The following is a 22,763-nucleotide window of genomic DNA, read 5'->3' on the forward strand; positions in this document are numbered from 1 at the left end:
CCGCTCGTGTGGCGGCGCTGCGCGCGGCGGTGTGCCGTCCGGCGCGCTGCTGCCGCTGATCACGGCAACCGGAGACGCAAAAGCAGCGGGGGGAAATATTTCACGCGCTGCGCGATGTGGCACAGTGGTAAGTTACAGTTTGCCTGACGGGCTTAAGGGTACAGAGAGAAATATTTCACGCGCTGCGCGATGTGGCACAGTGGTGGCCATAGTCAAACGGGGGTGATGCTCTATTACCCCCGCTCTGTAAGTTTTATTGCTGCCAACCTTGTTGGGGCGTAGCCGCTATGGCTCACAGATTCATCACCCAGCCTTCAATCCTCCTCAAACGGACTACGCACGCGATCACGAATCCAGATCGGCTTCCATCCCGGCACAACCAAACTGCGCAGTTGGCAACGAATCAACGCGCCCTTCACGATGGATTGCTGCATCAGCAACTGCTTGTCCATCAGAAAGGTGTAACTGTGATTATCAGTGCTGGCTAAAGCGCCCGTATGGATCGTTATCTGGACACATTGCGCTTTTGCAAGCGATCTAAGCATTGCACGACTAATTGGATTATCACTCGTACCTAGGCGCTTAAAAACATTGACACCATCAACCAACTGGCGCACAATCCCAACTACGTCCTCACGACGCCGTGTACAGGATCGCGCCGGATGATATTCTTTTTGGGAGCCGGTTGCCGCACTTCCTGCTCATAGTCTTGTTGCACCTGTCTCGCATAAGATGGCTCAAGGCCCGGCGTCATCATCATCACTGCCATCCCGCGCTCAATCACCTCACGCCCATAGGTTTCGATTAAGGAATTAAGATAACCACGACATTGATGTTTCGGCCACGGCGCCCCTAGCGCATCAAAGAAGACTTTGCAACCGCAATCACAGGTGAAATAAAACACTTGTTGACCACAAGTATTAGCGGCCATGAGCATGAATTGCAGCGAGCGCCGTGCGAAGTGGTGTAGAAACGCATGTTGTTCTCCGGCAAGAGTGCAAGTGAAGACAGAACATCGGGATCATGTACGCAGCACTAGAGAACTGGTTTCATTGAACGGTAATATCCTAAGCACTTCGTCAATGAATAGTGATTGCATTCTCGACGAAGCTTTCGGGAGTGTTTCTAGCCCACTTCCAATCTCGCTCGCCAATAGAATAGCTTCATCACAACACACCTAATATCCATATGATATGATTCCGATGCACAGATGCCAATATCAAGCCACCGGAGCGCATGGTTTAGAACAAACATTCTGCCAAGATTGTAGAGAGAGGAGAACTAATATCAAGCCGTGTGATAACTGGATCAGGATGGCCAGCCATTGAGGAGATATCTCATAAACTCATAAATAATCCCTGAGCGGCTATTTTTTGTACTACGCCATCATTGCTGACATAGTAAACCCTCCTCACAGGACACCACTTCCGGCAACGGATCATTTGCACCGACACCCAACGTATCCATCGCGATCACGAACTTTTTGCCTAGGCGAGCAGATAAGCGTATAATACTATCATCTTGGACGTTTTTTTATCCAATTATACATAATAATACTTCCCGCCATAGCTCTCGACCTGCCAAGGAGCATCTAGAAAGCGCTCACTATGGATGGATTCCAATACACCTTCGCCGCGCTTCGAGGGATTCAAGCGGGCCGTGAATACTACGTCGCTATGTGTCCGCTACGCCTGCTGCCTAAGATTTTTGAGTTTGACAGCCAAGACTTGCCGCCAGAGCTGCGTGCGCAGCGCGTGCTCAATAAAAGTCGGATTCCGGCCATTACGCGCTACATTGTTGAACATCCGCATGATTACGTCTTCTCGGCAATTACAGCCTCGATTGACGGCCCCGTCCAGTTCAAGCCGTTCGAGGAACATGGAGTGCATCGTAACATCGGGCAGTTGATTGTCCCGCTCTCTGCCCGCTTTATCATCAATGATGGTCAACACCGGCGGGCCGTCATTGAAGAGGCGTTGCGCGAGATGCCCGATCTTGGCGATGAGACGATTGCTGTGGTCTTCTTCCTCGATGCCGGTCTGAAGCGAAGTCAACAAATCTTCGCTGATCTGAACACGCATGCTGTCCGCGCAAGCTCTTCGATTGGCATCCTGTACGATTTCCGGTCACCCCTTGCCTACGTTGCTCGTCGCGCTGCCGCTGAAGTGCCGGCCTTCAAGGGCTTGACCGAAATGGAACGTTCGTCCATTGCGAACCGTTCGCTGAAGCTGTTCACCCTCAGCGGGATTTACTACGCTACCGGCGCCTTACTGCGGAAAGAAGCCGAGGATGAAATCAGTCCCGCTGAAGAACAAATTGCCATTGATTATTGGACCGCGCTCTGCACCGTGATACCGGAATGGAATGAGCGGGTGATTCGCGCTACCTCTAGTCTTGAGCTACGCCGGGATTATATTCATTTCCACAGTGTCACCCTCCATGCGTTGGGGATTGTCGGCGCCGATTTGATCGCCACCTATCCGCGCACGTGGCGAGAACATTTGACAAAGCTGCGATCAATCGACTGGCGGCGCACGAATCCGCTCTGGGAAGGGCGGGCAATGGTTGGCGGTCAGCTCAGCAAGGCCCGCGCCCAGATTATTCGTACTGCGAACGCCATCAAACAAGTGTTGGGATTACCCCTCTCGCCCGAAGAACTGCGCCTTGAACATACATCGGTTGATGCGACCGCTGCGTTCGATGCCAATCACTTGGAGACAGCATCATGAATCACCACGTCGAGTCGGTGTTTTCGCGCCGAACCTTATCTGATATCTACCAAGAGATCCGCGACGTATATCTCGCAAACGCGATGCCGTGGGTCGTTGGGTATAGCGGCGGCAAAGACTCGACCGCGTCGCTCCAACTGATTTGGTATGCGCTCCGCGATGTACCGCGCGCGCAGTTACGGAAACCGATTTATGTGATTGCAACCGATACGCTGGTTGAGACGCCGCTGATCGTCGATCACGTGAATCATAATTTGGGAAATATTGGCCGCTTCGCGCGCGAGGAAGGATTGCCGATGACGGTTCACCGTCTGACCCCGAAAGTGACGGATACCTTCTGGGTCAACCTGATTGGGCGCGGCTACCCGGCGCCACATAGCCGGTTTCGGTGGTGTACCGAACGGATGAAGATTCGCCCGGCCGATGAATTTATCGTGAGCAAAGTAGCACAGCACGGCGAGGTTGTTTTAATCCTCGGTCAGCGCCGGAGCGAGAGCCAAGCACGGGCACAGGTGATGCGGGAGTATCGCATCACCGGTTCGCGCCTCTCGCGCCATTCAACCCTACCGAAGGCGTATGTCTATACCCCGCTCGAAGACTTTACGACTGATGATGTGTGGACGTACCTCCTGACAGTGCCGTCGCCATGGCACGGCAACAATCGCGATTTAGCCGCGCTCTATCGGAGCGCGCAGTCCGGTGAGTGTCCGCTCATAGTCGATCTCTCGACGCCGTCGTGTGGCAATAGCCGGTTTGGGTGCTGGGTCTGTACGGTGGTCGAACGCGATCGCTCGATGGAGGCGCTCATTGATAACGGTGAAGAGTGGATGATCCCGCTGCTGGAGTTTCGCGACTTTCTGGCCGCTACCCAAGATCCGGAGCGGCGCAGGGAGGTGCGTGACTATCGCCGGCGCGATGGGCTTGTTCATTTTCGGAAAGTGCAGTCAGGCGAGGATCTCATCCGGGGGCCGTACCGGCTTGAATTTCGCAAAGAATTGCTGACGCGGTTGTTGCAGGTGCAAGAGCAGGTGCGCCGTGAAAAACCGGAATTGAATCTCGAATTGATTAGCCCGGCCGAACTGTACGAGATCCGCCGCCTGTGGCGGATTGAGGCGCACGATTGGGAGGATTCGGTTCCGGCGATTTATCGCGCAGTGACTGGACGCGACTTGCCGTGGCCGCAAGAAGATGGCGCTGTCTTCGGTCCGGCTGAACGCGCCCTCCTTGCTCAGATTTGCGCCGAAGAGGATGTGCCCGTCGAATTGTTGATCGCGCTCATTGAGCAGCAGCGTGATCAACACCTGCCAACCAGCCGGTCACGGATCGTCGAGCGAATCGACGAGGTGTTGCGACGCGAATGGCGCAGCGAGCAAGAGGTGTTGGCGGCAGTTGAGCACTACTTCCCCTTCGTCGAGGGCAAAGTGTCTGCAACAAAGGGAGTGTAGCGTGCAGTTCACTGAGTTTCGCTTGATTAACTTTGGCCAGTATGCGGGCGAACACCGGCTTGATGTGCGGCTAGAGGCGCACCATGGCCTCACCGAGCGTCCCATTATTCTCATCGGTGGCAGCAATGGCGCTGGGAAGACGACGATCTTGGAGGCTGTGCGACTGGCGCTCTACGGCCCTGCTGCGTTGGGGCAGCGAACGAAGCGCACCACCTATGAGGCATACCTGCGTAGCCGGATCCATCGCCCACCGGGCTCGCCGTTCTTGCACACGTTTGCCGGGGTCGGGGTTGGGTTCATCCAAACGATTGGGAGTGCGAGCCACGAGTTTCACGTCTTGCGAATGTGGGAACGCCACCGAGATCGCGTGCGCGAGACGGTTCAGATCACGAAAGATGGCGTTCCTCTGAACGAGCAAGACCGAAACTGGTGGGATCAGTTTGTGGCTGACCTTTTGCCGCCATCGCTGGCCGATCTGTTCTTTTTCGATGGGGAACAGATTCAGGCGTTGGCTGACGAGAATCACAATACCGTCCTCGGCGAGGCGATCCAATCGTTGCTTGGTCTCGATCTGTTGCAACGGCTGCGTGCTGATCTCGCGGTCTATCTTGCTCGTCAACGTCGCACCGGTCAACCCGGGCTGGAAGCGCAGCTTGCCGATCTCCGTTCTCGGCGTCAGGCGGTTGAAGCGGCGTTTCAGCAGGCCGATACGGAGTTGGGCCAGCTCAATAGCCTGATCGAACAGTGCCGCAGCAACATGACGGAAGCGGAACAGCGATTGGCGCGTGAAGGCGGTACGCTGGCCGCGCAGCGCGATCGGCTGAACCAACGCGCCCACGACCTTCGCGAGCTGCTCCGTCGCTATGAACGGCAGATCGCGGAACATGCCAATGGCTTATTGCCATTCGCCATCGCACCGCACCTTGCTCATGCGCTAAAGGATCGGCTTGAGCGTGACGAACAGGTTGAGCAGTATCAACGGGTAGCCGAAGTAGCTGACTCGTTTCTTTCAACCCTCACCTTTCATTTGAATGATATGAGCGCTGTGTTCGCTGGCATAGCACTTGATGCCCATGCGCAGCAACAGATTGTTGAACGCCTGTCTGACACCGCACGCGCAATTCGCGATCAGCTTGTTCCTGCGGGTGATCCAGCCTTAGCCACCGACACGGTCGTCCATCCGCTGATGAACGAGCAGCGCCAGCGCTTGATCCAGTGGCTCGACCAAGCCTTGACGACAATGCCAGCCCAACTCGCTGAGCTTGGACAGGCGTATGAGCAAGCGGCCGCTGAACTCACCACGATTGAAGCGACGTTACTGTCACTTCCAGCCGATGATCACCTTCAGCCGTTGCTGCAGCAGTTGTTGCATTTGCAACGAGAACTGGCTGATCTCGAATCGAAACATCGCGCGCAAGAAACGCTTGTGCACCAGTTGCGCCAACAACGGGCCGCGCTTGATCAGGAAGAGAAAGAACTCTACACGCGGCTCATGCGCGGCGATGATCCCAACTACCGGATCCACCTTGCGATCCGCGCTCAGCGTGTGGCGATGCGCTATGAAGAGGCGCTCCGACAAGCCAAGATCAAAGAGTTAGAGGCAGCGGTTGTCGATTGTTTCGGTCAGCTCAGTCATGAAGGCCCGTACATTCATCGCATCACCATCGACCCTGACACGTTTGCTGCCACGTTGTATAACGCGAAAGGCGATGCAGTGCCGCGCGAGCAACTTTCCGCTGGCGAAAAGCAACTGTACGCAGTCGCGCTCTTGTGGGCGTTGCGTCTTGTCTCCGGACGCACCGTGCCGATCATTATCGATACTCCGCTCGGTCGCTTGGATAGCGAGCATCGCCAACGGCTCGTGCAACGGTATCTGCCGCGCGCAAGCCATCAGGTGATTATTTTGTCAACTGATACCGAGATCGATCGCGAACGCTATGCCGATCTCGAACCGTTGATTGCCCGGTCGTATCGGCTCGCGTATCAACGTGGCGAAGCCAGCACACAGATTCAACCCGGATATTTCTGGTCAACGTACGAACATGACACGCACGGCGAAGGAGTGCCAGCACCAAGATGAATATCACCCGACTCCGATTTTGCGAAGAAGCCGATCAACGCTTGCGTCAGCTCAAAGCGCGTACCGGTCTGAGCGCGAATCTGCTGTGCCGTGTGGGGTTTATGCTCTCACTCGCTGAACCCACGATCCCCGATCCGAGCCAGTACCCGGAAGACAGTCAGCGCGAAATCGAACGCGGCACCTTGACCGGACGCTACGACGATCTGTTCGTTGCCTTCCTCCGTCAACGCTGCCTGAGTGATGGGTTACCAGTTGAAGGTGCTGGTTTCGAGGAACAATTCCGCGCACATATGAATCGTGGCGTCTTGCTTTTGTATCAGCAGGTGAAATCGTTGCCCGATCTCTGTGCGCTCGCCACTGCCGCTCGCTCTCACTCATAGGAGGCCGTGATGCAGCGACCGATTTATATGGATCACCATGCGACGACGCCAGTTGAACCGCGCGTCCTTGCTGCAATGCTGCCCTATTTCACCGACGTATTTGGCAACGCAGCGAGTAAAGATCACGACTTCGGCTATCAAGCGAGTCAGGCGGTTGAACGCGCGCGGGCACAGGTTGCCGCCTTGATCAATGCTCGGCCTGACGAGATCATCTTTACCAGCGGCGCCACCGAAGCCAACAATTTAGCCCTCTTTGGCGTCGCCGAACGCTACGCTGACAAGGGCGATCACATCATCACATGTGTAACCGAGCATAAAGCCGTGCTTGATGCGGCCAAACGGCTTGAATATCTTGGCAAGCGAGTGACATATCTGCGGGTTGATCAGTATGGATGCATTGATCTTGATGAAGTACGCGCTGCTATCACCCCGAAAACCATCCTCATCTCGATTATGGCGGCCAACAACGAGATTGGTACGCTTGCACCGCTTGCCGATATTGGGCGCATTGCCCGTGAGCACGGTGTCCTGTTTCACACCGATGCCACCCAAGCGGCTGGCTATATCCCCATCGATGTGCACCAGCAACAGATCGATCTCTTGTCCCTCTCGGCCCACAAGATGTATGGCCCGAAGGGGATTGGCGCATTGTATGTGCGACGAAGCAACCCCCGCGTGCGGCTTGCACCGATGATCTATGGCGGCGGTCACGAGCGCGGCCTCCGCTCGGGAACGCTCAATGTACCGGGGATTGTCGGTTTCGGGATGGCCGCTGAGATTGCCCGCCGTGAGATGGCGACGCTCGCTCCCCAATATCGCGCGTGGACAACTCGCTTGTTCGCTGGCCTGCAAGAGCGGATCGAGGGGGTTGCGCTCAACGGTCACCCAACCGAGCGCCTGCCCCATAATCTCAACGTCTACATCCCACAGATCGAAAGCCGGGCGTTCATCGCCGGTCTCCACGATCTCGCCATTGCCACCGGCTCGGCCTGCACCAGCGCCTCGGTCGAACCGTCACACGTGATCATGGCGCTTGGCTTTGGCGAAGAGCGGGCGCACGGATCGCTCCGGTTCGGTGTGGGGCGGACGAATACAAGTGATCAGATAGAGGTTGCTATTTCGATCGTTGCAGAACGAGTGGCGAAATTGCGAGCCTTACTCGCCAGATAAAGGAACGTTCAAATCTTCATTCCACTTTCGGCGAAGTTTAACATTTTGTACTAATTTTTCCAAGTCACTTTTGATCAGATTTCGTACATTTGCATTATCCTGAATTTTGATTGACCACGATAGTTCCCAAAAAATCGATGGTATAAGCCTAAGTATTCCTTGTACTTGCTGTTCAACCGCTTCTGGTGAGAAAATATCCACCATTCCCATTTCCCAAGCAAACTTCAACCGTTCCATAATAAATTCATTAAGCGCGTTGATATTCACCTTTGTCATGAAAGTATTCTCTTTACCCCAGAGATCTAGATAATTTCCCTTCACAGCACGCCAAACAGCGAGAAAAACTTCCAACATTGAGTCTTCATCATCTTCCATGAAATCGAACACGCTTTTCATAAACCGAAAAGCTTGCTCAATCGCTGAAATAGGTACAAGTTTAGGCCCCTTCTTGTTGTAGGGCCAATCGAGCAAATGCTGAAATGGACTAGTATCAAGGTCATTAACCTCCCGCAGCACAGGCGACATATTGCCATAATTGACACCTGCTTGTAACAAACGAGTTTGTAATTGTTCCTCGTCATCTAAGTGTGCAATAATTGCTTTCACATTATCAATCGGCACCCGAACGGCCTTGTTATTAATTACAATAAATTGAAACGCCTGCTCTTGTACGCTTGCATCGATAATACACACTGCGAGTAATGGCAAATCCTCATCGCTGAATTCAGAAATGCCATACAATCTGTGTTGCCCATCGACTACTAATGCAGGCCGTTGGCACTCTGAAGCATCCTTATCAAACTCAAAATAGAGCAATCCCCAGTCAATCTGTTGATTGCAGCCATTTCTTAAGTCTTGATGTTGCAGACAACCTTCAAGTTCTTCACGATATGAGGTAAAAACTGCGACTCCCGGCTCAAAAGCTAAAAGGATGTTATTCGGGATTGTGTTTATCGTGTTTGATTTCAAAAATCTTGTGATTGCTCTACTTCGTGTTGGGCGTAATACTCGTTGCGTTCCTTCTGATGATTCAGCTACTCTCTTAACACCAGCCCACTGTCTAATATCACGTGCTCTTGCCCAAAAAACAAACAATTTCGGTGTATTTTCATCGATACGCTGCCGCACCAGATAGCCAAAATAACTGCGCGAAGCCACAAGGTACCTCCTACCAACTAACTAGAATACTCATCCTGAGCCGCCTTTATTTGAGCTAAATGCTCATCACAGTAGGCATCCATATTCAAAAAAATGCCAATTATCATTATAATTACGTCGAGCAAAGCCTAACCTACCTTGCGATGCTGGCTTACCGCACAAAATGCAAGCATAATCACTTTTCGCCCATATCGCAATCTTAAATTGCCGGTTGAGGTTTCTATTAAAATCATCACTATCCTCTTCATCAACCAGACACATTTCCTCAAAATGAAAATCACTCGCATCCATATAACTTTGTTTATGATCAGAACATTTTTTGCATGCAACACGTAAGTTCGCTTCTTGACTAGCGCCACCCATCGCATGTGGCCAAACATGTTCAATCACGGCTGCAAGGTATTCATCATTTAATGAGAAATCCATATCACAGCCGCAGATATAACACTTAAGACCTTGTTTTTGGGCTTGCTGTCTGATCCGTCTTTTTACTGCTGGACGAACGCTCCTTGATCGCGCTGCAAGACACTCAAGCAGGAGCGCCAAAATCTTCTCTCGCCTTTCAGAAGGTATGTTCGTGCGATTTTGCAAGTAACTTCTAATTTCTTCAACATAATACCCACTTGGGTAGCTGTCACTACTATATTTCCGCTTCATGTATTCTGCGATGGTGATTAGTCGTCGGGTAACATAATTGATTAAACTCCGATATGTTAATAAAGCAAGTTCACCATCTGCCATCATCATCTTGTCTATCTGACCCAACACCGATGAATCATGTTTTGGATCGTAATGAAAGATTTCACTGAGAATATCTCTCAGTTTTTTACCCGGATTGATGAGATTGTTTTCTTGCAACATAGTTACGACTTACCAACAAGCATGGCCACCAAATTCCGCAGAGGCTGCCCGCCCTGATCTAACAATTCCGCCTTGACATCATGAATCCCAGCCTGTGCATACTCTTCGGCAATGGTTAAGATCTCGCCTTGGTTAAGGAGAACGTTAACATCACCGGTTGTGGCGACTGCAATCGCTTCAAGCAATTGATAGTCTTCTTCAGAGAACACCTCACGGCGAATAGTATGTTTTGCACCTGATGGCGCCGGACGCCGCATATCACGCCGATAGCCAAGCACAACGGCCAACATAAACACATCCTTGTGGGTACGAAAGGGAGCCAGTTCACCTCCTTCCTCGGCTTTACTCGTCAATTCGTGATAGATACCAATAACATCATCATCAATATTGACGCGATCTTTCCGAATAACACTATTTTCACTCATGATGACACCCTCTGGGCAAGTCATACGGATGACTCTTCTACGATCGTGGTACAACTGGTGCGTGGATCGAACTGTAAGCGATATTCCCGACCAATGCGCGGCTCAAGATGTTGCCGGGCTTGATCACGCAGCTCTTCGTCAGTAACAAAAAGCACTAATTGATTGGCTAACGATGGCAAATTGAGCGTAATACTATTGCGATGGTGCGACGACAGCCGGCCAAACGGCGTATCCATTACCAATGGCGCTTCGCCTTCGCTAATACGCGACATAGCAGCGATAAACGATAAACTTAACACTTGTCGCTCACCGGCTGAAAGTTCGGGTCGCGCTGGCATTCCGTAGCGATCGATCACTTCAAGGTGATAATTCTCGTCAAGCCGGACATCGCTAAAGTGCTCGCTCTTCCATGCCAGTTTCTTAAAAATTTCGCGCGTCTTCGCTTCGATCTGCACCCGCATGTCGTCAGCAAACTGCTTATGTATCTGATCGATAGCATGAAACGCACGTCGCGCCAGATCAAGCTTAGTCTGCAACAATTTAGCCCGTTGCTCTTCAGTTTTGGCCCGTGAAATACGCTTTTCCAATTCACCAATCTCTTTGCTCAACTGCTTGAGTCGTTCATTAATCTCGCCAATCTGCATATTAGCCCGATCAATATCCTCTGAGAACGTTTGTCGCTGTTTCTCAAGCTGGTTCACTTCCTCTACCTGCGATTGCTCAAGCTGACGGCGAATCTCACTGAGTTCACTTTCAAGGCGATGAATCGCTTCGGTCAGTTCACTCCGCTGACGCCAGGCAGCGTCAAGATCGGCACACCGGAGTTTCACCCGCTCGGCAAACGCCCGCAATCTTGCATAGAGCTCAAGTACGTTATCTTCAAGCGATCCCGGCAAGCTTTGCTGAAGCAACCGCAGCAAGCGCTGGTGTTCCGGACTGCCGTCGTTAATTGGACGACCACAGATACACTCCTTCCGCATGATCAAATCCTGCAAGAACTGCTGGCGAATATTGCTCGGAATCTCGCCCCGCGCGCGTTTTTCGTTCAGGATCTGGAGTGCCTGTTCCACGGCTGGCTGAGCCAGAATGAAGTAGCCGGTTGCAGCAAGCTCACGGATCCGCCGCGTGAGCGCATCGAGATCTATACGCCGTTGACGCAATTCCTGTTCACACTGATCTCGCTTGATCTGAAGATCACGCGCATCCCTCGTCTCACGTAGCTTGTCGTCAATTTCCCCGATCTTTCGCCGCGCCGACTCAATCTCCTTGCGCAACTCCAGTTGTTTTTTTTCAATTTCCTCGCGCTCAGCCCGCGCTTTGGCTTCGCGATCCAATAAATTAGCTAACTCACCACTCGAAATCTGGCGCAATTCCTTGCTATAATCATCGGCAACCTTGTCTAAATGACGTTTCGCTCGTTCTAAGATCTCAAGTTTGAGGACAAGATAGATCGCGTCACGTACATCTTTATGCGACTCTGGTTTGGCAAACTCATCGATCTTTTCACCATCAAACAAGAAGTAGGTGCGCACATTCGCAGGAAGGATCGAATTAATCGCGCCGATCGGATTATGAATATTCTCCCACTGCCCATCAGGTTGTGCGCGCATCAGCTTAAAATGTTCGTTGCGATCGACCGATACTCCTACTTCCTCCTTTCGGATCCCCGTTAACTTACGCTGTGCCATGTAACGATACCCGTCGTGTAAGAAATGCAGCTCAACCGCAGTTTCGACGCGCTCACCCGGTTGCGCGCGCTTAATGGCTTCCTTGCTGATCAACTCACCCACATTATCAATAATCTTGGTTTTATCGACTGAACGACCGTACAGACACCAGTTGATGGCGAGAAATAACGATGTCTTTCCTGCACCATTAACACCATGGATAACGGTTACATTACGTTGTAAATCTTTGGCAAATTCGAGTCGTTGTTTGCCGAAATACTGGCGGAAGTTTTCAAGAATAATACGATCGAGTTTCATAGCTTATGCTCATCCTGTACGTGAACCCTTCGAGGTGCCAAGAATGCGCTTTGCCTCTTCTGTGATGATCTCATCAATTCGATCATTAATGCGAGGCCGCTCCATCGTAATGTTTTCCTGCTCTAATTGCAGAACTTGTTCAATGACGCTCTTGATCTCTGGATCGAGTGTACTAAACAAACGCCGCAGCAAGTCACGGCTCATACTTACCTCCTACATATCCATTAATCCATACTGTCGTACCACATCCCAGATCACATCAAGCGCTTGATGCTTATTTAAGGCAGCCCCCGCAAACTCTTTAATCCGTTGCAGTTCTCGTCGCATGATACTACGCTCGACTTGCATTGCGGTTGAGAACTGCGGTTGATTGATAGGATCGGGGATCGTTACGAGATCGTGTAACACCGCCACATCTTTACCGGGAAACCGCCGCAAGATACGTCCACGTCGCTGAATAAATTCACGCGGATTGCCGCTGCTCGCGAGCAGATATGCGGTTCGGGTTGACGGTACGTCAACCCCTTCATCAAGGCATTTCATCGCGACCAAACCTTGGAGCGTACCATTGGCGAAATCGGTCAACAGCCGTTGTCGGGTGCGCACATCCTCCTTGGCGGTAAAGCGGTGGATCCGCACCCCCTTCTCGTGGCCAAGCAGGCGCACCACCGCATCAATATGACCGGGGGCGCAATAGAAGAGCGTATGCGAAATATCATCAGGATGATCAATCAATTGATTGAGAACGAAGAGTTTATTTGCGGCATGATTGAGCAAATCAGCCCGTTTGATCAGCAACCGACGCAAGGTTTCCCGCACCTCTAACTCATCTCGCTGGGAGAGGCGCGCAATTTTGGCCGAGAGATCCGCGTAACGCTCCATCTCTTCATCGGTCAACATCACGCAGTGGGGGTAATAATAGTACGGCGTCAGACTCGATCCAATTGCCTGTGCAAGTGGCAAAGAGAAGACGGTCTCACCGAAGTAATCGCGCAAGGCTTTCGTTCCCTCATCGTCGAACCAGCGATCCGGAGTCGCTGATAATCCGAGCCGGTAGGGAATGTGTTCTGGATACGCCTGACGCCGCTGTGCAGCGCCAAGATGATGGGCTTCATCGGCTATCAGCAGACTCGCACCTTGTAGACGCTGTAACGCAGCTTGAAAATCGGCTTGGGCAAATGTACTGTGGGTGACAATGACCGATAGACAGCACCGACGGCCGGCATTATAGGCAATGATCTGCTGATGTAAGCTGTCAAGCCAACGATCCTTGCTCTGATAGGCCAGTATTGGCTCATAGCCGAAGGATCGCATTTCAGCAGCCCATTGATCAACCAGATGCTGATACGGCACAGCGACCACCACTGCTAACCTGCCCTCACGCTTAAACAACCACGCTGACGCAGCCAGCGCCGTGATGGTCTTACCGGTACCGGTTGCCATCTCAAGCAAACCGCGACAATGATGATCGAACCAAGCCTCAATTGCAGCAATCTGATAATCACGGAGTGTCACCTTGGCCGGCACGGCTGGACGAGGCGCGCGATAGATGGACTGTTGGTCGCGTAATCGCCGGAGTTTCACCCACTCTGGTTCAGGGTAAGGGCGCTTACCCGTGCGTAAACGCACGATCTGCTCACGAGCAGCAGTTGGCAGATCGAACGTTTGCACATTTGGATCTGAATTATTCCACAAACGTTCAAAACGACGCGTATCAGCTTGCACCAATGGCGCCAGAAACGGCTCCCATGACCAAAAGATCTTGATTGACTCATAGTTGCGTATGCCTTGCATACTATCGTTGTAGGAGCCGTTGAAACTAACTTGATTGCCTTCATCATCGGTAAAAATACCGAATTTATCATGAAAGTCGCCGTGATCGAGCTTGTTACGCGGCAGCGCCAGTTTGAACGTGATCACCTCATCGGCCACCATCCACGCCAACGCCGTGCGCACGTCCTGATCGATGGTTACGGCTAGATCACCTATTGCACGCTCAAGCGCTTGGCGAATAACCGTGTCATGGCGAGCATCATCACCTAATTGCAGCGCTTCCCAATCGGCTAAATCCAATATGGGGCTAGTAATCCAGCGCGCTCTGCCGCCATTACGAGCAAAAGCCACCATGCCGCGCGCATTCATACGCAACCACGAGGAAGAGAAAAAGCCGACCCCACGGTCATAGCTAACAGCACGAGCGAGGAGCGGCTCGAAAAACTCGCCAACGAGATCGTGGCTGGACGTATCCATTGTAGGCAGTAACGATAAAGATTTGAATGTTGGCTTTAAGGTATTACCCATACAGAGAACCTCTTAACCTGTCATGCTGCTAAGACTGATGTGTGTAGTATACCATCGCGATCAAGTTGATGGCAATGCTGTTTACATACCGATGTATATGCTCTCATTGATATGCTGAGGCAATCGGCCGCACCGCAGTACAACGTAATGACATAGATGTTTACTTGAGGGCATTAGGTTGAACACGCTTTACAAACCAATCAACAAAGCTCGGAAACTTTTCTGCGCGAATGACATCACTTACCGCTATGCTGTATATATAGCCAAAACGCGCAACATAGACACCCAATTTAGTTATCACAGGCTTGGAATAACCATTATCATGACCTATAGATCCACTCTCAATACCTGCTATCTCGTGCAGGATATAGTATCCTATCAATTGATGAAAATGATCGCGTTCAAACTTAAAGGATTTTGTCGACTTCAATAATCATCTCATCGATCACCATATCAGCATCTGCTCCTCCTTCCATCAAGGAAGCAGCGCCAAACGTTGGGTTAAGCAAACAAAGACGTGAGGCAGTAAACCAGCGCGGTTCTACGATTGAAATAAGTTGGTGCAAATCAGCTATATCTTCATCAAACACATTACCAAGATTTCTATCAATCACTCCGGCCCTGAATATAGGGTCGAGTTGGGCAAGGCGAAGCACACTTGCCAGCAGTTGGTCAGTTAGTTGACCAGTTACAAGATACGCCTCGTAATCGTGTTGAGCTTGTTGAACAATCTGCTGCGTTTGCTCGGCAAACGGAAGCAAATCATGTCGCCCGTGGGCAACTTTAAGCCTCAGGATATTGGCAACCCTCTCCGCAATCCACGTGCTGGTCACCGCGCATGGATTCAGGCGCTGCACGCGTATTTATATTTCTCGCTCACCCTGTTCAAGACAGGTAAGGCATTAGGATGAGCTTTAACATCATCAGTAGCAAAAGCAAAATCCGGAGCTTTGATCTGCAAAGAAGAAATCTGCTGATATGCCTTAAAACGATCCCCTATTTCTAACAACTTTCGAACAACTTCTTGATTAGATTGAGTTGACGTTGAATCAGGTGGTTGTGGCACTTGCGGCTGAATAGATGAAGATACATCCGTTTTGAGGGTGTCGGATCTCAGTACACGCCATAATCCTACCATATCTATTAGGACGGCAATAAATTCTTCTCCCTTTTTTAAGGAACATGTTCAATTCCTATTTCCATTACTACACCACTTATTTCGCTTTCATTTTTCAAATAGAAAACAGCTTCTAAACCAAGCGGAATTTGTTGCTGGATGATACGTGAAAGCATGGCATTTCCTTAGCCTAGCTAAATGCTTGCTTAGCTATATTCTTGCCGATCCAAGCACCTTCGCCTATTGCCAACCTTCTGCGGGGTCATTACCTTATGCGTTTATATCAAGGTTGACCAATTTTACCAACCGGAACGGGTATGGGGTATATCATACACGATGTCATACAGGCGCAAACGTGAACGATTGGCGCACAATATCCTTACCTGCTCCAATTACCTCAACCGCACCACCTATCTGTTTCCGTCACTCGCTACCAAAACATTCCCGCAAGAACGGCCTATTTGCCCTCTGAGAAATAGACACGCTTTTGCGAAACCCGCTTCGCCAGCTCGATCCGGAGAAGGATAGGGATTGCCAGAAATCCCCGCAAAAACTGCGAATCCTTTTGCCTATTCACGCGGTTTCTTACATGAATACTTTTTCATCTTCTAGCTGAGAGGATAGACGCTATGTCGCTGCTGACCCGCTTGCTCAACGTCGCCCCACCAGCCGTTCCGCCTGCACCGACCAACCCACCTGATCCAAAGTCGGAGCACGAGCAATCTAACCCGCCGCTCACGCCCTTCTGGCATCCCAAGGCGATCCGGCGCCCGATTAAGGTCAAGAGCGCGTGATCCATGGGCAACGCCTGCTCCGCAGGCTGATCCAGTGCTAAGGAATGCCCTTAGCGCAAGCGCTGTTCTCATCCGTCAATGCGGCAGTGGCCTTCTCCCGCTGCGCAGGAGAAGGGGTAGGGATGAGGGTAAGCATTCGACCTCGGCAAAGCATGCTGGATTTGAGCCGGTGCGCGATGATGATGGCAAGGAGTGAAGTGAGCGCCAGTGGCGCGATGAATCAAAACTAGCCTGTCAATAAACAAATTGGCCTCGTGTCATCAAGACCCGAAGCCAAATCGCTTGGTGAGCCGGGTGGGGATCGAACCCACGACCCTCTGATTAAAAGTCAGGTGCTCTACCGCTGAGCTACCGGCCCGCCGTTGGTAGTATAGCCGAGTCTGCGATTGGCGTCAACTGAATAGCCTCTGTCTGCGCTACGCTGTGCAAAGGCAATAAAGAGGCATTTGTGGTATCGGCAGAGTACTTATGCAGGTGGCCGGTTATAATGTGCGGCAGTTGCACCGCCGCACTCCATAAAGAAGCAGCTTCTTAGTTGTCATTGCGAGAATTCGCTTCCCATTTGTCATTGCGAGGGCGCGCAGCGCCCGAAGCAATCTCCCGCTGCAGCGCAACCCGTGCCTGAGTATATACCTCCCGTGCTCACGGGAGATTGCTTCGCCGCCTTCGGCGGCTCGCAATGACAAGAGGGGAGTGGGAGCTTGCTGCCCCCCCTCCGGCAGCACACAATGACACGGACGAACAGCGGAGCATACGGCAGTTGCCCTGCCACACTCCTAAGTAGAAGGCGCAGGCCGCCCCGCAGCCCTAATTCTCCACCCGATGAAACGCTTCAGCCAACGCCAAGCCGAACGCTTGCCCTCGTTCGGCGGCCCATTGCCGCACCTGTTGCGCTAATTCGGTCTGGTCAGCGCCGAGTTGCGAAACGTGGCAGCGCAGCGCCGCTAACTTTTGCTCAATCGTCGCGCTAATATCGACCGCATAGTTCAACACCGGCGCGCCGGTGATGTAGATTTCACGCACTTTGCTCGGCAAGTAGCCCTCGGCCAATAGTTCGGGGAAGTCCCAACTATTTTGCGCTGCCGGATAGACAGCGGCCAGCGTGGCGTTCGCCGCCGCGAGATGGTCGGGGTGGAAGCGGGGAATCGAGTACTGCGGCGTCCACACCCGATCGGGCGATTGGCAGACGATGCGCTGGGCGCGGATGCGGCGGATCTGGCGCACAATATCGCGGCGCAGTTCGATGCTTGGTTGCAGCATACCGTCGGGGTAATCGAGAAAGACCACCTCCTTCAAGCCGAGGATCTCGGCGGCGGCGCGCTGCTCAGCTTTGCGGATCTCGCTGATCCGACGGCGCGCTTCAGGGCCGACATCGGTGGCGTCATCAGGGCCGCCAGCACTGCCATCGGTGCAGATGACTAGGGTAATTTCCCAGCCTTCGGCGGCCCATGCCGCGAGGGTGCCGCCGCAGCCAAATTCAGCGTCGTCGGGGTGGGCGACAACGACTAAGGCGGTACGAAGTTCAGATGGTGCGTTGTGCATGGTTGCTCCTTGAACTGTTAGTTGCTGGTAGGTAGCATACCATGACTTGCGATTGAGGTTGCTTGCGAAGTCGCCCCTCGCATGGCTTTCGCAAGCGATGATCCCGCTCCTTACGAACCGGATGCAAGGGCGGACAACAAGGAACCCGGCCCTGAAGAGCCGGGCTACTATTACGAAGCCTGCTGCACGGGTTGCTGACCCTCTCCCCCCGGCCCCCTCTCCCCCCTGACGGGAGGAAAGGGGGAGCCGCTGGATACCGGGCACGGCCGTGCTCGCGCAGGACACAGCACCACCTCGCGCTCAGCAAGGGAGGGGTAAGGGTAGCTTACCACTGAGGACGCCGCGGACGCAGAGGATGTTCGCCCTCCCCAAACACCTCTGCGATCTTCGCGTGCTTGGCGCCTTTGCGTTAAGCGTCTCTGCGCCTTGGCGCGCTTTGCGCCGCGCTATTATTCACTGGCCCGCCGCACCTCGGCTGCCGCGTCACGCACACTCTCAAGCGAGGCGCTCTTCGGGGCTGGCGCCGGCGAATTGAGCGTCTTCTCAAATACCTTGCCGAAATCGGTCAACCACTGGCTGAACCGCTCCATCGATTGCCATGGGTTCAAGATCCGGCCAAGCCCAATCTTGGCTACCGCGTTAAGCATGTTAAATGGGTAGCCAATGACCTGATCAATGATTTGCTGGTTGAGGTTGGCAAGGAGTGCGCCAACATTTGACACCACATTCGTGCCCGGCGGCGGGTTGATCACGGCAAAGGTTTGCCGGCGCAACCCTTCGGCAGCGGTTAACACTTCCACCGGCTCTTTGCCGCGAATGGCTGCTTGGCAACCTAACCGCCATCCCTCTGCCAACCGCTGCTCAGGGATCCAGTTCTTCTCGAGCTCGGTCGGCGGGCTGAGCGACTCACTGCCAGCCAGCACTCTGACTTTGCACGTCTGGCAAAAGCCAGTACCGTCGCAGACGAAACCAATATGAGCGCCATTGCGCCGGGCAATATCGAGAATCCGTTCACCGGGCTGAGCTTCCATCTCGACATCGTTAATCGTGACCGTGGTCATAGCCATACTCCTTCGCTGGCAAGGGTCTGTGTGTTTATTGTACCGCGATTCTGGGGTAAATAGTGGTATGATACCAATACAACGTTGATACATGACAACCAAACCTTGAGGATCTCGAGTATATAGGCTGTGTTACCGGTTTATTATCAGACGCCCGTACAGATATCAACCGATCCCCTCGCTGACCTGATCTGGCTCAATACTGCCGATATACTGCGCGGGTTTGGCATTACCCGCCCGCCATGGCTGCGCGGGATCGCGACAGTGCTGGCCCGCCCGCCGGCCCAACGCTTTGCCCGCCAGTTGCGGACGTTTGATGAGCTGGTTGGCAGAGCAGGGTTGCCGGCAGGCGCACAATGGATCTGCGCTCGCTTTGCGCCCGGTATGCGGATCGATGGCCCCTCGCCGCCGCGCCACGGGCCGTTATTGATTGTTGCCAACCATCCCGGCTTGCTCGACGCGGCAGCGTTGATTGCGGCAATTGGTCGCACTGATCTGAAGATTATCGCGATCGCGCGTCCATTGATCCGGACACTGCCGCATACCGCCGCAGCAATCATTCCGGTCGGCACGACGCCGCTTAGCCGGATGGTAGCCTTGCGCAGCGCGGTGCGCCATCTGCAACAAGGCGGCGCGGTATTGACCTTTCCCGCCGGACGGATTGAACCCGATCCAGCGCGTGACCCGACGGCGATCACCGGCTTGGCCGAATGGTCGGCCAGTCTCGATCTGTTTGGCCGGCTGGCCGCCGGCGTACCGGTGGCGACAGCCATCGTCAGCGATGTGCAAGCGCCGGCGGCGTTGCGCCATCCACTGACTAATCTGCGCCGTGATCCGGCTGAACGGCAGTGGCTGGCGGCGATTGTGCAAGTGTTGTGGCCGCATCTCGCCACCCAGCCGGTGCGGGTGCAGTTTGGCCCGCCACTGGTTGCCGATAACGATCTGCGCCCGGCAGTGTTGGCGATGGCCCGCCAACTGATGCAGCGCACCGGGTGAACTGACCAGAATGGCAATCACCCGCTTGATCGATACTCTTTCAGCTACCGCTTCCGTTTGCGCTGGAGAATGCTTCGGGTGCGAAGCTCCCGCACAATGACGCTAGGGTACGCCAATTCAAGGAGATCCTCTATTGAATCGCCATCGCATCATCGTCGCCGGTTCGGTATTGGTTGATATGCTGGGCTATGGCCTCATCATGCCGTTGTTGCCCTTTATGGCACGCGCATGGTCTGATGATGCGCTGGTCGTTGGCCTGCTCGGTTCGCTCTACGCGGCCATGCAGTTGCTGGTTGCGCCAATGCTGGGCGCTGTCTCTGACCGGATCGGGCGCCGCCCAGTGATTTTGCTCTGTCTGTTCAGCTCGGCGTTGGCCTATCTGGGTTTGGCGTTGGCCAATTCGTTATAGTTCTTGGCCGCGGCCATTGCCCTCGGCGGTGCAGCAGGGTCGAGTATGCCGGTGGCGCAGGCTTACATTGCCGACGTGACAGCGCCAGCCGAACGCGCGCGCGGCTTGGGCCTGCTTGGGGCGGCGTTTGGGATCGGCTTGATCGGCGGAGCGGCCATGGGTGGCGCCCTGAGCCAGTATGGGCTGGCTATTCCGCCGTTGCTCGCTGCCGCCATTGCGCTGCTCAATGCGCTCTACGCCACCGGTGTCTTGCCCGAGTCGTTGCCGTCTGAGCGCCGCCGTCCGCAACCGCTGCGCCTCCAGAATCTGTTGACGCCAGCCGCAGCGGCATGGCAGTTGCCAGCTATACGCCCGTTGCTGATTGCAGCAGTGCTGCTCAATATCGCCTTTTCCGGGTTGCAAAGCAATATTGCCCTGTTTACCCTGACCCGGTTTGGCTGGGAGCCTGCACAGAATGCCGTGCTATTTGTCTTCGTCGGGCTTTGCGCTGTGTTCACCCAAGGGTTGTTGCTAGGCCGCCTCCAACCGTATCTCGGCGAAGCGCGCTTAGCCAGCGGCGGATTAGGGCTGATGGCTGCCGCCTTTGCGCTCGTCGGATCAGCTTCTCAAACGGGTTGGCTGTTGTTCCCGCTGGCAGCAATGCTCGCGATCGGGATGGGGTTGGCAGTACCGGCGATCACCAGCCTCGTCTCGCTGCGAGCTGGCGCTAGCCGGCAAGGGGCAGTGCTCGGCGGGATGCAGGCCCTGATTAGTTTTGCGCTGTTGATCGGCCCCATCAGCTTTGGCCTGATCTTCGATTCGTTTGGCCCTGATGCGCCGTATCTCGTGAGTGGCACGCTCCTTGCCGGCGCTTGGGCCATCACGACTCTTGCCTTAACCCGGCCAATCTTGGCCGGCGCTTCCCGTTCTTTTCGCCCTTCTGAAGACCCCGAGGCTCAGGTATGACGATTCTTCCCTCTTCTGCGACTATCACCCGCGCGGCGATGGCTGATTTACCGACCAAGTTTGGCCAGTTTCAGATTGTGGTCTACCTCGATGCCGAGCAGAAAGAGCAGGTGGCACTCACGTGCGGCGCGCTGGCGGGGCCGGAGCCGGTGCTGGCAAGGCTCCACTCCGAATGCTTGACCGGCGATATCTTTGGTTCGCACCGGTGCGATTGCGGTGAGCAACTCGCCGCAGCGCTCAGTGCGATCCAACAAGCCGGGCGCGGGGTGTTGCTCTACCTGCGCCAAGAGGGGCGCGGCATTGGGTTGGTGAATAAGATCCGCGCATACGCGCTCCAACAACAGGGCCTTGATACGGTTGACGCCAACCGCGCCTTGGGCTTGCCCGACGATATGCGCGATTACGGCATCGCTGCCGCAATCTTACGCGATCTGGGCATCGAATCGGTGCGATTGCTGACCAACAACCCCGCCAAGATTGCGAGCCTCGAACAGTATGGCATCACGGTGCGCGAGCGCGTGCCCCTGCAAGCGCCGGCTAATGCGTACAGCGCACCGTATCTGCTGGCCAAGCAGTTGCGGATGGGGCATTTGTTGGATGGGCGGATGTGATAAGAGTGACGTATAGCCAGTACGTGATACACATGCGTGCCCCCTCTTCGGCCAAGGCGAAGAGGGGGCACAGCTCGTTGAAACGTATTGAACCAATTAGCGCAGGATCATTGGTACCAAAACGTGATACCGGATCGTTACCGTCACCGTACTTGACTCGCCCCCGCCGGGGTTGACGACGGTGACATTACCCGTCCCGGCTGTGCCGCGCTGGGTCGCTGGCAGCGTCGCTGTAAGCTGGGTTGCGCTGACAAAGGTGGTGGCTAACGGTGTGCCATTCCACCGTACTATCGCCCCATTCTCGAAGTTGTTGCCGTTAATGGTAAGCGTGATGTCCGTTGTGCCCACCGTAATCGAATTAGGCGAGACACTGGTGATAGTAGGAATGGTTGGCGATGGGTTACTGGATTGAATGGTGAACGGCACCGCGCTCGTTTCGCCCCCGCCCGGCCCCGGCGTGAACACCGTCACATTCGCCGTCCCCGCCGTCGCAATGTCGCTCGCCGGGATCGCAGCCGTCAGTTGCGTGCTCGACACGAACGTCGTCACCCGGTCATTCCCATTCCACCGCACCACCGACCCATTCACGAAGTCCGTGCCCGTCACCGTCAGCGTGAACCCGGCCCCGCCCGCCGTCGCCGTCGCCGGACTCATACTTGTCAGCGCCGGCGCGGGGTTGGTGATGGTGAACGGCACCGCGCTCGTTTCGCCCCCGCCCGGCCCCGGCGTGAACACCGTCACATTCGCCGTCCCC

General features: G+C 54.1%; 19 protein-coding genes, 1 tRNA gene and 1 pseudogene. 9 read left to right on the top strand and 12 right to left on the bottom strand.

Annotated features, from left to right (window positions below; all coding sequences use genetic code 11):
- Nucleotides 1-625: 625 nt before the first annotated feature.
- Complete coding sequence (locus tag U9R81_RS05725) at nucleotides 626-931, bottom strand: hypothetical protein (protein WP_322494554.1); 306 nt, start codon at nucleotides 929-931, stop codon at nucleotides 626-628.
- A gap of 676 nt (nucleotides 932-1,607) precedes the next feature.
- On the opposite strand from U9R81_RS05725, the gene dndB reads away from it, so the two are divergent.
- The 5 genes from dndB to U9R81_RS05750 are packed head-to-tail and all read left to right on the top strand — an operon-like array spanning nucleotide 1,608 to nucleotide 7,804.
- Complete coding sequence (gene dndB, locus U9R81_RS05730) at nucleotides 1,608-2,729, top strand: DNA sulfur modification protein DndB (protein WP_322494555.1); 1,122 nt, start codon at nucleotides 1,608-1,610, stop codon at nucleotides 2,727-2,729.
- On the top strand, nucleotides 2,726-4,174 hold the full coding sequence (gene dndC, locus U9R81_RS05735) for a DNA phosphorothioation system sulfurtransferase DndC (protein WP_322494556.1): 1,449 nt from the start codon (nucleotides 2,726-2,728) through the stop codon (nucleotides 4,172-4,174). The genes dndB and dndC overlap by 4 nt, the downstream gene beginning before the upstream one ends.
- A 1-nt stretch (nucleotide 4,175) precedes the next feature.
- A complete protein-coding gene (dndD, locus tag U9R81_RS05740; protein WP_322494557.1) occupies nucleotides 4,176-6,254 on the top strand; it encodes a DNA sulfur modification protein DndD in 2,079 nt (692 codons plus the stop codon).
- Entirely contained in the window at nucleotides 6,251-6,634 is a 384-nt protein-coding gene (dndE, locus tag U9R81_RS05745) for a DNA sulfur modification protein DndE (protein ID WP_322494558.1), read from the top strand. Before dndD ends, dndE begins: the two co-directional genes overlap by 4 nt.
- A 9-nt stretch (nucleotides 6,635-6,643) precedes the next feature.
- Nucleotides 6,644-7,804 carry an IscS subfamily cysteine desulfurase gene (locus U9R81_RS05750; RefSeq protein ID WP_322494559.1) on the top strand — a complete coding sequence of 387 codons (1,161 nt, stop codon included), beginning with the start codon at nucleotides 6,644-6,646 and terminating at the stop codon, nucleotides 7,802-7,804.
- Here U9R81_RS05750 and U9R81_RS05755 read toward each other — a convergent pair.
- The 7 genes from U9R81_RS05755 to U9R81_RS05785 all read right to left on the bottom strand — a co-directional run bounded on the left by U9R81_RS05755 (nucleotide 7,790) and on the right by U9R81_RS05785 (nucleotide 15,367).
- Nucleotides 7,790-8,962: a DGQHR domain-containing protein gene (locus U9R81_RS05755; protein ID WP_322494560.1), complete on the bottom strand. Its 1,173-nt coding sequence runs from the start codon at nucleotides 8,960-8,962 to the stop codon at nucleotides 7,790-7,792. The genes U9R81_RS05750 and U9R81_RS05755 overlap by 15 nt on opposite strands.
- A gap of 66 nt (nucleotides 8,963-9,028) precedes the next feature.
- Nucleotides 9,029-9,823, bottom strand: a complete 795-nt coding sequence (locus tag U9R81_RS05760; RefSeq protein ID WP_322494561.1) for an HNH endonuclease — start codon at nucleotides 9,821-9,823, stop codon at nucleotides 9,029-9,031.
- Nucleotides 9,824-9,825: 2 nt separating this feature from the next.
- A complete protein-coding gene (locus tag U9R81_RS05765; protein ID WP_322494562.1) occupies nucleotides 9,826-10,272 on the bottom strand; it encodes a hypothetical protein in 447 nt (148 codons plus the stop codon).
- On the bottom strand, nucleotides 10,269-12,233 hold the full coding sequence (locus tag U9R81_RS05770) for an AAA family ATPase (RefSeq protein WP_322494563.1): 1,965 nt from the start codon (nucleotides 12,231-12,233) through the stop codon (nucleotides 10,269-10,271). The genes U9R81_RS05765 and U9R81_RS05770 overlap by 4 nt, the downstream gene beginning before the upstream one ends.
- 9 nt (nucleotides 12,234-12,242) lie before the next feature.
- Entirely contained in the window at nucleotides 12,243-12,437 is a 195-nt protein-coding gene (locus tag U9R81_RS05775; RefSeq protein WP_322494564.1) for a hypothetical protein, read from the bottom strand.
- A 9-nt stretch (nucleotides 12,438-12,446) separates the two neighbouring features.
- Nucleotides 12,447-14,483 (bottom strand): DEAD/DEAH box helicase family protein, encoded by a 2,037-nt coding sequence (locus tag U9R81_RS05780; protein ID WP_322494565.1) that lies wholly within the window; start codon nucleotides 14,481-14,483, stop codon nucleotides 12,447-12,449.
- A gap of 458 nt (nucleotides 14,484-14,941) precedes the next feature.
- Nucleotides 14,942-15,367 (bottom strand): hypothetical protein, encoded by a 426-nt coding sequence (locus U9R81_RS05785; protein WP_322494566.1) that lies wholly within the window; start codon nucleotides 15,365-15,367, stop codon nucleotides 14,942-14,944.
- Nucleotides 15,368-16,280: 913 nt separating this feature from the next.
- Between U9R81_RS05785 and U9R81_RS05790 the strand changes: the two genes are divergently transcribed.
- Nucleotides 16,281-16,445: a hypothetical protein gene (locus U9R81_RS05790; protein WP_322494567.1), complete on the top strand. Its 165-nt coding sequence runs from the start codon at nucleotides 16,281-16,283 to the stop codon at nucleotides 16,443-16,445.
- A 283-nt stretch (nucleotides 16,446-16,728) separates the two neighbouring features.
- Here the strand turns inward: U9R81_RS05790 and U9R81_RS05795 are convergent.
- The 3 genes from U9R81_RS05795 to U9R81_RS05805 all read right to left on the bottom strand — a co-directional run bounded on the left by U9R81_RS05795 (nucleotide 16,729) and on the right by U9R81_RS05805 (nucleotide 19,048).
- Nucleotides 16,729-16,803: transfer RNA gene (locus tag U9R81_RS05795), tRNA-Lys, on the bottom strand.
- Nucleotides 16,804-17,252: 449 nt separating this feature from the next.
- Entirely contained in the window at nucleotides 17,253-17,987 is a 735-nt protein-coding gene (locus U9R81_RS05800) for a PIG-L deacetylase family protein (RefSeq protein WP_322494568.1), read from the bottom strand.
- 449 nt (nucleotides 17,988-18,436) lie between these two features.
- Nucleotides 18,437-19,048, bottom strand: coding sequence for a 2Fe-2S iron-sulfur cluster-binding protein (locus tag U9R81_RS05805; protein WP_322494569.1), 612 nt, complete (start codon nucleotides 19,046-19,048; stop codon nucleotides 18,437-18,439).
- A gap of 129 nt (nucleotides 19,049-19,177) precedes the next feature.
- Here U9R81_RS05805 and U9R81_RS05810 point away from each other — a divergent pair, with 129 nt between their 5' ends.
- The 3 genes and pseudogenes from U9R81_RS05810 (at nucleotide 19,178) to ribA (ending at nucleotide 22,009) form a co-directional block, all read left to right on the top strand.
- Nucleotides 19,178-20,044 (top strand): 1-acyl-sn-glycerol-3-phosphate acyltransferase, encoded by an 867-nt coding sequence (locus U9R81_RS05810; RefSeq protein WP_322494570.1) that lies wholly within the window; start codon nucleotides 19,178-19,180, stop codon nucleotides 20,042-20,044.
- 169 nt (nucleotides 20,045-20,213) lie between these two features.
- A pseudogene (locus tag U9R81_RS05815) lies at nucleotides 20,214-21,398 on the top strand (MFS transporter).
- Complete coding sequence (gene ribA, locus U9R81_RS05820; RefSeq protein WP_322494571.1) at nucleotides 21,395-22,009, top strand: GTP cyclohydrolase II; 615 nt, start codon at nucleotides 21,395-21,397, stop codon at nucleotides 22,007-22,009. Before U9R81_RS05815 ends, ribA begins: the two are co-directional and overlap by 4 nt.
- A gap of 96 nt (nucleotides 22,010-22,105) precedes the next feature.
- Here the strand turns inward: ribA and U9R81_RS05825 are convergent.
- A partial coding sequence (locus U9R81_RS05825) for an IPT/TIG domain-containing protein (RefSeq protein WP_322494572.1) occupies nucleotides 22,106-22,763 on the bottom strand: 658 nt, incomplete at its 5' end.

Source organism: Chloroflexus sp. (assembly GCF_034435895.1).
Lineage (GTDB): Bacteria > Chloroflexota > Chloroflexia > Chloroflexales > Chloroflexaceae > Chloroflexus.